Annotated in this window: 12 protein-coding genes; 3 read left to right on the forward strand and 9 right to left on the reverse strand. The window is 48.2% G+C overall.

Going from position 1 to position 13,843, the window contains the following annotated elements; all coding sequences use genetic code 11:
• Positions 1 to 13: 13 nt before the first annotated feature.
• From BUB18_RS07970 to BUB18_RS07995, 6 genes are all read right to left on the reverse strand, one after another.
• Positions 14 to 1,123 (reverse strand): glycoside hydrolase family protein, encoded by a 1,110-nt coding sequence (locus BUB18_RS07970; protein ID WP_083549569.1) that lies wholly within the window; start codon positions 1,121 to 1,123, stop codon positions 14 to 16.
• Positions 1,124 to 1,306: 183 nt separating this feature from the next.
• Positions 1,307 to 2,368 carry a glycoside hydrolase family 43 protein gene (locus BUB18_RS07975; RefSeq protein WP_083549700.1) on the reverse strand — a complete coding sequence of 354 codons (1,062 nt, stop codon included), beginning with the start codon at positions 2,366 to 2,368 and terminating at the stop codon, positions 1,307 to 1,309.
• Positions 2,369 to 2,569: 201 nt separating this feature from the next.
• Positions 2,570 to 2,980: a DUF3592 domain-containing protein gene (locus tag BUB18_RS07980; RefSeq protein WP_073079729.1), complete on the reverse strand. Its 411-nt coding sequence runs from the start codon at positions 2,978 to 2,980 to the stop codon at positions 2,570 to 2,572.
• The gene (locus BUB18_RS07985; RefSeq protein ID WP_073079731.1) at positions 2,977 to 3,393 is read right to left on the reverse strand and encodes a DUF3592 domain-containing protein; all 417 of its coding nucleotides are present in this window, start codon (positions 3,391 to 3,393) and stop codon (positions 2,977 to 2,979) included. Before BUB18_RS07985 ends, BUB18_RS07980 begins: the two co-directional genes overlap by 4 nt.
• Before the next feature lie 112 nt (positions 3,394 to 3,505).
• Positions 3,506 to 5,116: a RagB/SusD family nutrient uptake outer membrane protein gene (locus BUB18_RS07990; RefSeq protein ID WP_073079733.1), complete on the reverse strand. Its 1,611-nt coding sequence runs from the start codon at positions 5,114 to 5,116 to the stop codon at positions 3,506 to 3,508.
• 20 nt (positions 5,117 to 5,136) lie between these two features.
• On the reverse strand, positions 5,137 to 8,142 hold the full coding sequence (locus BUB18_RS07995) for a SusC/RagA family TonB-linked outer membrane protein (RefSeq protein WP_073079735.1): 3,006 nt from the start codon (positions 8,140 to 8,142) through the stop codon (positions 5,137 to 5,139).
• 371 nt (positions 8,143 to 8,513) lie between these two features.
• Between BUB18_RS07995 and BUB18_RS08000 the strand changes: the two genes are divergently transcribed.
• A complete protein-coding gene (locus tag BUB18_RS08000) occupies positions 8,514 to 8,948 on the forward strand; it encodes an SRPBCC domain-containing protein (RefSeq protein ID WP_073079737.1) in 435 nt (144 codons plus the stop codon).
• Here BUB18_RS08000 and BUB18_RS08005 read toward each other — a convergent pair.
• Entirely contained in the window at positions 8,945 to 10,006 is a 1,062-nt protein-coding gene (locus BUB18_RS08005; RefSeq protein WP_073079739.1) for a hypothetical protein, read from the reverse strand. The genes BUB18_RS08000 and BUB18_RS08005 overlap by 4 nt on opposite strands.
• A 237-nt stretch (positions 10,007 to 10,243) precedes the next feature.
• Here BUB18_RS08005 and BUB18_RS08010 point away from each other — a divergent pair, with 237 nt between their 5' ends.
• Positions 10,244 to 11,071 (forward strand): SDR family NAD(P)-dependent oxidoreductase, encoded by an 828-nt coding sequence (locus tag BUB18_RS08010; RefSeq protein WP_073079741.1) that lies wholly within the window; start codon positions 10,244 to 10,246, stop codon positions 11,069 to 11,071.
• Between the two features lie 60 nt (positions 11,072 to 11,131).
• A complete protein-coding gene (locus BUB18_RS08015; protein ID WP_073079743.1) occupies positions 11,132 to 12,058 on the forward strand; it encodes a helix-turn-helix domain-containing protein in 927 nt (308 codons plus the stop codon).
• Position 12,059: 1 nt separating this feature from the next.
• On the opposite strand, the gene BUB18_RS08020 is transcribed toward BUB18_RS08015, so the two are convergent.
• Together BUB18_RS08020 and BUB18_RS08025 are read right to left on the reverse strand one after the other, a co-directional pair.
• Positions 12,060 to 12,782, reverse strand: coding sequence for a LytR/AlgR family response regulator transcription factor (locus tag BUB18_RS08020; RefSeq protein ID WP_073079745.1), 723 nt, complete (start codon positions 12,780 to 12,782; stop codon positions 12,060 to 12,062).
• 6 nt (positions 12,783 to 12,788) lie between these two features.
• Positions 12,789 to 13,799: a sensor histidine kinase gene (locus tag BUB18_RS08025; RefSeq protein ID WP_073079747.1), complete on the reverse strand. Its 1,011-nt coding sequence runs from the start codon at positions 13,797 to 13,799 to the stop codon at positions 12,789 to 12,791.
• Positions 13,800 to 13,843: the final 44 nt, after the last annotated feature.

A 13,843-nucleotide genomic window follows, 5' to 3' on the forward strand; every position in this document is an offset into this window, starting at 1 on the left:
TAAGGAATTGTTTTTATTTCAACGGAATCACCATATTCCATGTCCGGTCCACCTCATACGGCCTGGGGCCGGAACCGGTGGCTGCAAATAAATGCGTAGGCTTCCCATTTTCAAATAATAAAAATGGTCGCTCAAAATTAGCCTGATGCGTTACCGTGCCATCATTCCATTTCACCGTCCTGGAATAAGCTTTCACGTGTTTGGATAGCTTCCAGTCCACCCCGTTTTTAGAAGTGGCGTGTATGCCTCCACCTTCTTCTCCGCATATTTTTCCGAAACGATCTTTCATGATCAGTTCGTAATGATCCTTGTGCCACCATACAAATGGATCTTCTACGTCGCTTTCATTTTCCTTAGTGCTATGGAAGTCGAAGATGGGAGCGTCTGATAGTCGCTCATAGGGCCCTGCATAGCCATTTTTCGACAACGCAGCGCCCAGCATCAGCGGTGGCTCTGGTCCTTTGGCGGAAGATTTATACATCAGGTAGATGTTACCATCCGGGCGTACTACCGGGGATGGATTTGAAATAATGGACGCGTCCCATTTACCTGGTCGCGGTGTCATTAATGGGTGATCGAGTCGCTTCCACGGGCCTTTTACAGAGTCGGCCACCGCTACGCTGGCCCTTTTATGCATCCAGGCTTTTTGTGCGAGCCCATTTGCCCAAATGTTGTCCGCATTATCCGGGAAGGGGAAGTCGTACGTGACGCCTACATAATACAGCAGGTATTGCCCTTTGTATTTGGTGATACGGGGATTGAAAGTACACATGCCATCAAACCAATCTTTTCCTCGCTGTCCCAGCACCACTTCCACAAAGGTATACGGCCCTTCCGGCGTATCTGCTATGGCGCGCACGATTTCGGAGTTGGTAACCCATTTGCCAAATCCCACCGCTTTGGGCCAGCGGGAAGCAAACATGTGGTATTTTCCATCTTCCCCTTTAACGACAGACGGGTCCCAGATCCAATAATCTTCCATCTCAAAACCGCCGCCCTTAATGGCTGGCTGCAGTTTATCCGCGAAGGAGTGCGCCTGTGGCAGCGGAAAATCGAAGGAGCCCAACATGGTGGGTAACAGGAGTCCTCCGGACAATTGCTTAACAAAATCTCTTCTATGCATGGACGTAATTGTGGTGGCTAATTTACTACCCGGCAGCCCTGATTCCTGACATTATTTTGTGCATTTATGACGTCAATTTCGCTGTAAAGTGTTTTCTGCCGGAATTTGAACCACTGAAAAAGTACCGGCCTAAAAAAAACTGCGCTTATATGGCGCAGTTTTTTTTTAGGGAGATGTAATACTTTATTTATCAGTATGGGAGCTGAGTGTTTGAATGCTACCGTCCGCATTATAGTGCAGCGGTAATACTTTCACGTTCCTCAGGTGCGTTTTACCGGAGAGCTGGGTATCATGATAGAAGAGGTACCATTTATCCTGCACTTTTACAATAGAGTGGTGGGAGGTCCAGCCATCCACTGGCTTCATGAGTACGCCCTGGTATACGAAAGGTCCGTACGGACTATCACCGATGGCATACACGAGGTTGTGTGTGTCGCCGGTGGAGTAGGACAGGTAGTACTTGTTATTGTATTTATGCAGCCATACTGCTTCAAAGAAGCGTTTATCATTTTCTTTCTCTGTAAATAATTTGCCGGTGCTGTCTACAATTTTCACCTCGCGTACCTCTTCTGCCAGGGAGGTCATGTTATTGGAGAGCTTGGCCACGCGTGGCAGAATGGCTGTTTCCTCCGGTTTTTTCAGCTGTGCTGTGGAGTCGTATTTGTTATGGTTCCAGTGCTGGAGTTGTCCGCCCCAGATGCCGCCAAAATACAGGTAGGACGTACCATCGTCATCCGTGAATACGCAGGGGTCGATACTGTAAGTACCTTTGATGGGCGTGGGCTCCGCAGTAAACGGACCAGCAGGGTTTTCACTGGCGGCCACGCCTATACGAAAAACACCTTCCTTATCTTTGGCCGGGAAGTAGAGGTAGTATTTGCCATTGGCGAATGCTGCATCCGGTGCCCAGAGCTGTCTGGAGGCCCATGGCACGTCTTTAAGGGCAAGTGCAACGCCGTTGTCTGTTACCTTTCCGCCAACGGAGTCCATGGAAAGGATGCGGTAATCCATCATCTGAAAATGATCCCCGTTATCATTTTCGGCCACGCCGGTGGCGGTATCATGTGATGGGTAGATGTAAATCTTTCCGCCGAAAACGTGCGCGGATGGATCGGCAGTGTAGATGTGCGATACCAGTGGCTGTGAAGCGTACTTTGCTTCAGGCGCAGGTACGGAATCAGTTTTAACTTCGTTGTTGGGAGCATTACCGCAACTGGCCATCGCCATACATAGGAATGCAGCCATTCCAATTCCAGTAAAGTTACTGTAAAAGCAATTTTGCTTGAGCATAGAAGATTAGTTTAAAAATTACTCATAACGTGTGTGCTGTTAGCCGGCGGTTGTAGCGCAACTAACACTTAGTTCTATAACGTGTTTTCAAATTTTGGGTCTGGTGACAGGCTTACGTAGCCCGTCAACCAAAGATATAAAAATAGCTGAGATATTTTAAGCCCCGAATAACTGGTGAAACAGAAAATAGCCACCGCCAATCAACAGCAGGTCAATTGAAATGGCCAGCAGGCAAAGGGGCCACCAATAGATGCTCCAATAGGAGAACATCCTGAGGGTTTCCGGTTTTCCTGGTTCGAAGATAAAGGGTACGCTTTGGTGCAGTTGCCAGGGTGGGTTGGAGAAACCGGTAGTATGGCGAAAGGTGAGTGTTTCATTTTGGAGTGTAGGGATTTCGAATACCGGGTAATATACGGTGCCCTCGTCGTCCGATTTTTCCACGAGTTCCACCAGTGTACCGCTGGCGCGTTCGGCCGTTTTCACGAAGCGGATACGGTTTTTTAAATCCGCGATGGCAAAGCCTAACAGTAATGCCCCAACGCAAATGAATATAGTGTGAATGATCATAAGCGGGGTGTTGAAAGGTGAGGGGTGCTGGCTGTGGGTAATACAAAGTATCCACCGCCAATGATGATGAGTGGAATGGCCAGGCCCAGGCAAACCAGGCTCCAGTTGAATATCCAGAAATACCGCATCATCCTGGGAGACGACCGGTGATGAGGATCGTTGAGGAAGGTGGCGGTTTCACCTACTTCCCAGCTGCTGGGGTTAGAGGCGGCGGCATGGTGGTATATGATTTCGTCGCCACCCGGTGTAGTGATGCTAAAAACCGGTGAGTAGGCGCCGTCGCTTACTTCCAGGGAAATAACGGTGCCGGTAACCCGTTCGCTGCTGCGGATGAAATCAATGGACTGTTTGAGTACGTATATGGATACACCCAATAAGATAAGACCGGTTAACAGATACAGTTTATACCACATGGTGGATTCGGTTTGGATTTCTAAATTAAGAAAAATCTCGCATCAAACCCTGCAACAAAAAAAGCCTGCGCAATAACGCAGGCTTTTTTCTGTTGCATTTACCGGGGTATGGTTAGTACCCTGGGTTCTGCTTAAACTCATTCACTGTTCTGTCGATCTGATCCTGGGGGATCGGGCGCAGCACATGTTTAGGCTGGATATTGGCGCGGGCTTCCGCATTGTGGAGCCGCACCCTGTCTAGTAATTTATGTGTTCTTACGAGGTCAAACCAGCGCATTTGCTCGCCAACGAGCTCGCGTCCCCTTTCATCGAGGAGGAAGTCGATGCTCATTTGGGCAGCGGTTACCCGCATAGCATTGCGGTTGGCGGCTGTTTCCGCATCTGTAGCGCCAATACGCGCTGCTCTTAAGCGCACTACATTTACGAGGTCCGCTGCTGCCTGTGGATCGCCCTGCATCAGCATGGCTTCTGCCTGGATCAGGTATGTTTCTGCCAGGCGGAAGGAGATGAAAGGCCGCACGCCGGAAGCCTGGTTATCAGGCCGCAGGGCATCTGCAAATTTGTTAAGTGATGGATACAGTTTTTCAGTGTAGAGGCGTGGCGGTACCAGCATATATTTTTTGCTGGCAATTTCTGCTGCCGACACATCGTATCCTGGCAGGAACACCGCCGTATCACCCAGCTTCAGCGTAGCGGTAGGTGCATTGGTGTACCAAACGGTAGTGAAGAATTTTTCGTAACGGGTATCGTGTACGCGATCCTGGTAGAGCGTATCCAGCAGGAACTTTGTAGGCCTGAAACGCTTCCATGGTGTACCATTGGGCAGGTCGCGCTTCATGCCCGGCAGCACATCGTATTGCATCAGGAAAAAGCGGCAGGCGTTGTTATCACCGTTGTTATACAGCGGATCAGTGGTGAACTGCGCTGCCCAGATGGTTTCGGAGTTATTTTCCTTACCCTGTGCCCAGATCAGCCCTGGATCATCCAGTAGTTTAAAGCCATAATTTTTGATAACCATGTCCGCGTATTTTGCGGCGTTGGCATAGTCGGTACCCTGTGCATCCGGGGAGGAGGCGCGGGTGAGGTACACCCTTGCCAGCAGGTGCTCGGCGGCCGGTTTGGTAGCGCGGCCCCATTCTGACTGCGTGGCCGGCAGGTCCCTTTCGGCATCCAGTAAATCCTGGATGATGGCATTATAAATGGCGGAGGTGGAGTCGCGGTGTGCCTCCCGAACGATTTCAGTGTTTTCTTTCAGGCTGAGCGGAATGGGGCCAAACATCTCCATTAATAAAAAATGGTACTGGGCGCGACAAAACTTTGCCTCTGCCACACCTTTCACTTTGGTGGCGCTGTCGAGGTCCGTAATCTTATCGGCGCGGGTAATGGCCACATTAGCGGTGTTCAGCGTTTGGTAAAAGCTGTTCCATACTTCACGGACATGCGAATAGCGGGAGTCCAGCTGGGATGTATACTGTGAGGTGAATTTAAAATCGCCGTCCGATCCGTTGGTGATGATATCCGTACCGGTTTCGGTGAGCGTAATACCTCTTTCTGTGCTGTAGAAGTTGCGCATGGAAACATACGCGCCATTCACGGCTGTTTGAAAGCCGGCTTTTGTATTATAGAAATTATCTGTAGCGTTAGTGACTACTGTTTCATCCAGCATTTTATTACAGGAGGCTGTAACCAGCATCAGTAGCATAGCGGGAATTATATGTTTCATAACATTTTCCTTTTTAGTGATTAAAACTTCGCGTTAATACCGAACTGCATCATCCAGGTGGCAGGTGCATCGATGCCGATTACATTCACATCTTCCGGATCAATACCTTTCCAGGTTTGGCGGTAAGGTGCCAGTATCAGCGGCTGTTTAACGCCAACGGTAAAACGCAGATCGCGCATGCCCCAGTTGCTTACTACCTTGTTAGGCATCTGGTAAGCGAGGGTGATATTGCGGATTTTGAAGAAGGAGCCGTCGAAGTAACTGAGCGATTGGTAGTTGCTGGGTCTTTCCTGGTTGGCATTAGGCCGCGGAAAATCGTTGGATGGTGTGGCAGAAGTGTTGTACACTACGTTCAGGTTGTTATAACGACCAAACAGGGTGTTATAGTTGCTGTAGAAGTCACTTTTGATCATACTACCCCAACGGGCAAACGCTACGATGGAGAGTTCGAATCCTTTATAGGAAAACCGTTGCGTAGTACCTGCCTGCCATTTAGGTTGTGGTGAACCCAGTATCTGGCGGTCGTTTTTGGCGTCGATCACCGTATCGCCGTTCACATCTTCCAGTCTGATCTCTCCTGGTTTCACATTATACCTGGCGGCTAAGGCAGCATCTTTATCCTGCCAGATGCCAATTTTTTTGAAGTCGTAATACACGTAGGTAGGCTGACCCACAAACCAGGCGTTGCCGATATCAGCAGTTCTGCCATCGCCGAGTGAGAGGATGGAGGAGCGGTTACGGGAATAGTTTACATCCATTTTCCAGGAGAATCCGTTTGGATTATCGATGATGGAGGCGGATATACCAATCTCCAGTCCTCTGTTGCGGCTGGTGCCGAGGTTCATCAGTACCTGGTTGAAACCATTGCTGTAAGGCAGGGTTTGCGGCATGAGCAGGTCTGTAGTACGTTGGTTATACCATTCGATCACACCCGTGATGCGGCCGTTCAGGAAGCCGAAGTCCAGCCCGATATCGGTGGAGGTGGTGGTTTCCCAGGTGAGGTCAGGATTGCGGAGGTCCTGCGGTACGTAACCGAGTACGCCCTTGTTACCAAAGGAATACGGAATCCTTAACAGGGAGCCCTGTGTCGCATATGGGGTGATACCGGTGTTGCCTATACGTCCGAAGCTGGCGCGCAGTTTCAGGTTATCCATGAACGTTTGTCCTTTGAGTGGAGCTTCGTTGATGATGTTCCAGCCTACTGCTACGGAAGGGAAGTAGCCCCATTTTTTTCCGGGTGCAAAGCGGGAGGAACCATCGGCACGCATGGTGAGTGTTAAGAGGTAACGGTCATCGAAGCCATAGTTAACACGGCCCATATAGGAGAGGATGGTCCAGCTGCTAAGGCTGCTGCTTAAGCCGGTTACGTTGAGCGCCTGGCCGAGGTTGAAGTACTGCTGTGATTCAACGGGGATACCGCGCACGTTGGTGCCGGACATATCCGTGGTTTCACGTTGTACGCTGTAAAGGCCCGTTACGCCGATGTTATGTTTCTTTACGATTTTATTATACGTCAGCACGTTTTCAATTGTGTAAGCTACTACTGATGCATTGTTTTTGCTGGCCGTAGCGTCGCCGCCGCCTATCAGGAGGTTGGTATTATTTTTTCCCTGGAACAGGCCGTAGTTGTAGGATTGAATATCCGGTCCTACGTTGAGGCGGTATTTCAGTCCGTCGATGATTTCCACTTCTCCATACAGGCTGGTGAATACGCGGAGGCGTTTGTTCAGCTCAATGCGGTTGCCGTCTACATAGTCGAGCAGCGGGTTAGGTTGCTGGTTATCACCGGTGGGGTAGGTGATCAGTTTACCTTTATCATCGTATGGTGCTGCGATGGGCAGCATTTTCAGTGCATTGTCGATACCGTTATAGGTTTCACCGTTGCGGCGACTATAAGCGCCGAGGAGGCTGGCGCCTACCTTAACGCGTTTGCCTATACGCTGATCCAGGGCAATGCTGAAGTTGTAGCGTTCGTAGTTTTGTAGTTTCAGTACACCCTGGTCTTTAAAGTAGCCGAGGCCTACGCTGTACTTAGTATTTTCGCCGCCGCCGGAAACGTTTACTCCGTGGTTGGTTTGGTAGCCCTGGGAGATCATGAGGTCCTGCCAGTCTACATCCACGCCTTTTTTGATATTGGCGTATTCTACTGCGTTGAATATTTTCTGATCGGAGGCGTCCGGGTTGTTATCGTCGTATTTACCGATGGTGCGGTTAGCTTCTCTGCGCATGTCAATGAACCGGGAGGCACTCATCATATCAGTTTCGCCAAGCTGGCGTACAATGCCATAGGAACCGCTGTAGGACACAACAGGTTTTCCTTCCTTACCGCGCTGGGTGGTAACGAGGATTACGCCGTTGGCACCTCTGGAACCGTAGATGGCAGTGGCGGAGGCGTCTTTTAAGATATCCATCGATTGTATGACTCCTGTGCCGATATCGTTCAGGCTACCGGAGTAGGGAATACCATCTACTACGTATAGCGGATCGTTGCCTGCATTGAGGGAGCGGGAGCCGCGGATACGTACCTGTGGTTCATCACCGGGTTTGGAGCTGTTGTTGATTACTTCCACACCGGGGGCGCGACCTTGCAGCGCCTGCTGCGGGTTGGTGACAGGCACGTCCTGTATGGCTTTGGAGTTGACGGAGGAGATGGCGCCGGTCACATCTTTCTTTTTCTGCTGACCGTAACCTACTACCACTACTTCCTCGAGTTTTTTGCGATCTTCCTGCAGGATAACGGAAACGGCTGTACGACCATTCAGCGGTTCCTCGTGTGTGGTGAAGCCGATAAAGGTAAATACTAACGTAACGTTGGCAGGGTCGGCTATCTGCAGGCGATAGTGCCCTTTCGGATCAGTTTGGGTACCCGTGTTTTTACCTTTGATGGCGATGGTAACACCTACCAGTGGCGATTTCTGGGCATCGAGTACATTTCCTTCCACAACAACGGGCTTACTTTGCCCGTAGGAAAGTTGATAGAATAGCAGGCAGGCTATCACACATAGAAAACGTGGAACTTTTTTCATAACGTTTGATTTGGAATTATAAAATGAACGGTCCGGGTTCGTATCAGTTTTTGTTTATGCTTATCAGATTTTGGATTTATATGGTTCTACAACGGGTCCACAGCATCAGGTTCTTCGGGGGACAAAATAGTAAAATTTCACAAAGTTGCAATCGTTTGCAATCATATTTTTATTTGAGGCTGATAGGTGTGGCAACATTAGTCGGATGTTGCAGTAAAAAGTAGACTCCGCTTCAGCCCAATAGAAAAACAACAGCTGAAGAGTGCGACGCAAGGATGCTAAATAGTAATTCTGTGGCTGAGTTCATCATCATCCTCACACAGTTATGGGTGTAATATTTGTTGCGGGTTTTATGAACAAAAATGTAAACCATGGAAACTCAAAACCTGATTGCGAAAGCTGAAGTAGCGATTCATGCGGATGCGGCGAAAGTCTGGCAGGCATTAACGGACCCTGCAATCATTCAGCAGTACATGTTTGGAACGAAGGTGGAATCCGACTGGAAGCAGGGGAGCGCGATTGTTTGGAAAGGCGAATGGAAGGGCAAGGCGTATGAGGACAAGGGCGTGATTACCGGTATTACGCCGCCGCAACAGTTGCAGTATACGCATTTTAGCCCTTTGTCGGGCAAGGAAGACAAGCCGGAAAATTACCATACCGTAACGATTACCCTGGAGAAATACGGAGGTGGCACCCGCGTAACGCTGCAGCAGGACAAGAATGCGAATGAAAAGAGTCAGCAGGAATCGCAGCAGAACTGGCAGCAGATGCTGCAAGGCCTGAGGGACGTGGTGGAACGTGGTTAGAGCAGGTAGTATAATTTTTTTATACTGTTTTCTTCCATTTGCCCCTGCTCATTCAAAATGTAGGTAATCATGAATTCCAGTTTGCCTGCCTCATTGTATTCATTACGATAGGCAGCCATGGTGAGTTGGTTTTCCGGTTTTTCCGGGTCCATGATGTGCGTTTCCACAGGATTGCCTTGCTCGTCGAGTTTTTCTACCACATGCTGGTGCGGAGTGATCGGATTTTTGGCCGTGAAGTCCTGGTCGAAGTAGGCGATATAACCTTCCATGTCATTTTCCCGGAAGTAGGTGTGCATGGCGGCGAGGTCATAATGGCCGATGGCAATGTCGATGGCAGGTATGCCGGCCGACTTTTTAGTCAGCAAATCGTTTTGGCGGATTTCTTCTTCTGTTTTATACAGGTGCAGCTGCCCGTTATAGCGGCCGTAGTATTCCGTTTTCTCCAACTGGTTTTTGGGATTGTAGTGATATTTTTTTTCTGCCGCCAGGAAGTTTTGGCCTTTGTTGGAATGGAAAGTTTGTTCCAGTGCCAGCTGCCCGTTTGTTAAATAGCTATAGTTAACCTGGTCCTGGAAAATATTATTCTTAAGCGTGGACCTGGATAAAAGCAGTCCCTTGTTGTCGTATACGTAGTTGATGCGTATGTCGGTACCATCTGCAAGTATGCTATTTTCTGAAACTTTGAGGCCTTTGTTGTAGGTATACACCACGCTGTGTTTTTCTTCGTAGCTGAAGTTGTGGGTATGTTCTTCCAGCAGCAGTCCTTTGTCGATCTTACAGTCTTTCTGGTAATGGGCTTCACTGGTCGTATACCAGTTGGCGTTAGTGAACAGGGCCACTCCCTCTTTCAGGAAGCGTTTATAGGTGTTGGTGTCCTGTTTATATCGTGTGAGCTGGTAGCTTTCGCCGGTGTAAGCGTACAGGGTCAGGTCGCCGCCGGATGTTTCGGCAGCCTTGTAGAGGTCCAGTACAGCGGCGATTTTATGGTCTTTATTGAAGAAAGTTTCTTTGATAGTGGTGCTACCGGCGTGGCGGTATACTTCTTTGTAAAGTTTCATAGGGGATTAATTAGGCACAATGTAGGATAATTTTGGGTAAATTGGTATTGTTTCGTGGGGACGTTTACGTTATATATTCCCTCACCGTCACAGGCTGCCCCTTTAAAAAAAACGGTTGCCATTGGGTTAGCCAATCGTGATGATGGATACCCATCCGTAATTTGCATACAACAATCCGTAATTAGCTTACAAACTTAAAACTATCGTGGGCCAACTTTGCTATATAAATCAAAACATATGGCACAGCAAACAAATAAAGTATGGTTCATTACCGGGGCCTCCCGTGGTTTAGGAAGAATATGGACAGAGTCCGCATTGGAACGTGGCGATAAAGTAGCGGCCACTGCCCGCAACATCGATAGTTTGGCTGCACTTAGCAGCAAATATGGTAAGCAGGTATTGACATTAGCGGTAGATGTTACTAACCCCGAACAGGTAAAGGATGCAGTTGAAAAAGCGCATGCGCACTTCGGCCGGTTGGATATTGTATTGAACAACGCAGGTTATCCTTTGGTCAGTACCATTGAAGATGGCCGTGCGGAAGATATCCGTGCCCTGTACGAAACAAATGTACTGGGTCCGGTGGCAGTGATTCAGGCAGCATTGCCACTTTTACGCAAGCAGGGTTATGGCCATATTCTGGGCACCTCCAGCAACCTGGGGCACCTGGCTTTACCCATCCTTGGATATTATTGTTCCTCAAAATGGGCATTTGAAGCGATACATGAGAGTCTCGCTGCCGAGGTAGCTTCATTTGGCATAAAAGTGACTATTATAGAGCCGGGTGCTTATGCTACCGAGTTTGGCAGTGCACAATTGCCAGCCCTCTTTGAAGGCCTGGAAGTCTACAAAGATTTTAAAGCGAATTTTATGGAGGGGATGAAAGGCATGGAAAGAGGTAACCCGGCAGCTACGCCGCAGGCGCTGTTTAAAGTAGTGGACGCCGAAAATCCGCCACTGCGCTTTAATCTGGGTAGTCACAACCTGCCTGGGTTAAAAGCCGCTTATGCCGACAGGCTCGCCACCTGGGAAGCCTGGGATGATATTTCCCGTTTGGCCCAGTAATCACTTCACCGGTATAACCGGCCGTTAACAAAAATGGCCGGTTATACCTAATTTAGTAGTATGAAGAAGAATGAGCAACAGCCGCTGAGATTGGAATCACTGACGGATGCGCACCGGATGTTTGGCCTGCAGCTTCCGAAGCATCCGCTGATTAGTTTGATCCACGGCGCACATACACCGCTGGCGGATCAAATGCTTCCCGGGCCGCATGTACTTGCGTATTATAAAATTGCCTACAAGGCTAAGCTTGGCGGGAAATTAAAGTACGGCCAGGGATATTATGATTTTGATGAAGGCGGTTTGCTGTTTGCTGCACCGGGGCAGATCATTGGAGGCAATGATCATGAAGGTGCGGTGTGCTCTCAATATACCTTGCTCATTCATCCGGATTTCTTTTTAGGCTATGCATTGGCTAAGAAAATAAAGCAGTACGGTTTTTTCTCCTACAGTACCAATGAAACATTACACCTTTCGGAAGAAGAAAAGAATACCATCCTCTCTATTTTTAGTTTCATGGAAACGGAATTGAATGGCCGTATCGATGACTTTAGCCAGGATGTAATGATATCCCAGATTGAGCTGCTGCTTAATTATGCCAACCGTTTCCACAAGCGCCAATTCCTTACACGGAAGGCCGCCAGCGCCGGCGTGCTGCAAAAAATGGAAGAGATATTGGAAGCATATTTTAATGAAGAGGAGTCGCTGCGGCAGGGGATACCCACTGTAGCTTTCCTGGCGGAAAAATTGAACCTTACACCGAACTACCTGAGTGATATGCTTCGTACGTTAACCGGCCAAAGCGCCCAGCAGCATATTCACGACCGCCTCATCGAAAAAGCAAAGGAAAAACTCTCGACCACTGATTTGTCGGTCAGTGAAATCGCTTATGCTTTAGGCTTTGAGTATCCGCAGTCGTTCAGTACTTTATTCAAGAGTAAGACTAAATTGTCGCCGCTGGAATTCAGGAAGTCGTTTTCCGGGAATTGATTTACCGGCCTATCATCTTTTTCGTTACAAACTCGTTGAAAAAGTAGTCCCGGTAAATACCACCAATGGGGATTTCGTTTGCACCAATGTACACCGTATTATTATCCACGGAGCCGATATGCTGCACGTTGATGACATAGGATTTACTTACCCGGACAAACATATCTTTTGGCAGCTGATCATAGATGGTTTTGAGGTTCATGGCTGTGATCAGTTTCTGCTGGTCGTTATGCATCACCACATAATCTTTTAACCCCTGTATGAAAAGTATGTTTTTGAAATAGACTTTGAAGATCCGACGTTCTGCTTTGACAAATAGAAAGTCCTCCGCTATCTGTTCGATTTTGTTCCGGTTGTAGTCCGCCTTGAATAATTTGGAGTAGGTGAAGGCTTTTTCCACTGCCTTTAGAAAGCGGGCAGATTTCACAGGTTTTATCAGGTAGTCGACGGCGTCTACCTCATAGCTATCGGAGGCAAACTCCGCATAGGCGGTGGTGAAGATTACAAAGGTTTCTTCAGGGATGGTCCGGGCAAATTCAAGGCCGTTAATTCCAGGCATTTGTATATCCAGAAATATCAGTTCAACAGGGTGGGTGGTCATGAAAAGTGCTGCGCTTTCTGCGCTGTTGAAGGAACCAACCAGGTGCAGATTGTCCTTTTGATTTACCAGCATCTCTATAGCCTCCCGTGCCAACGGTTCATCGTCAATAATTATACAGTTCATAACTTGTTACACCAGGTTAATGGTTAATGTTACGCAATACCGGTCAGCCTGTTCTTCGATGTTTAAATGATGTACAGCCGGGAACAAGAGTTCCAGTCTGCGTTTAATATTTATCAGCCCCAGTCCGCCTGTGCTTTTGGTAGCCTTATGTTGCGGTTTGGAATTGATGCATTTGAAGGAGAGTATATTGTTACTCACATCAAAATACAGCGCCACGTAAGAGGATTTCGTGGTATCGTTGTTGTGCTTCACCGCATTCTCCACAAATGATATGAACAGCAATGGCGGTATTTGTACCCCACTCAGATCTCCTTCTTTGGATATCAGGAAATCAAAACTATCCCTCCTTACCTTCTCCAAATTTAGAAAATCTTCCAGGAAATGAATATCTGAGGTTAAGAGCACCGTTTCCCTTGCGCTGTCATACAACTGGTAGCGCAGGAGGTCGCTTAGCCGGATGAGTACCTGTGAGGCTTTATCGGGATCTTTCTTCGTAAGTACATTGGCGTTGTTCAACATGTTAAACAGGAAGTGCGGATTGATTTGATTTTTCAACTGTTCCAGCTCCGCATAAATTTTCGATTGTTCCAGCTGGTGGATCAGTTGCCTGTCCAGCATCCCCTGTTGAAATAGTTTTATGGACGAGGACGCAGCCAGGAGCAGCACAGTAAGGAAGGAGAAAAGCGGGATGTTTAGTTCATTTGATTTATTAAATGGATTGAAAAAGTACCCGCACCCTGCTACTACGATCAGTATTCCTGCCACGGCTAAGCAGTATTTAATATTCTTGTTTTTGAGCAAAAGCCCTGGTACCAGCACATACATATTTACATAGAATAACAAAATGAAATATATGAATATTGCTACCGGGCTGGCGATAACAGCAGTGCTGTTGTATAGCACCGCGCCGATGGAGAGTATAAGCAGCAGGTGCCTGAAGATTCGGTATTTGGGTGATACCAGGAAACGAAAAAATGTGTTTTCGCTCACAGGCTGCTGAGATGTAAGATCATTCATTCATCCAATTGTATGGTACAAACTTAACAATTAAAGCCAGGACC

This window comes from Chitinophaga jiangningensis (assembly GCF_900142605.1).
Taxonomy (GTDB): domain Bacteria; phylum Bacteroidota; class Bacteroidia; order Chitinophagales; family Chitinophagaceae; genus Chitinophaga; species Chitinophaga jiangningensis.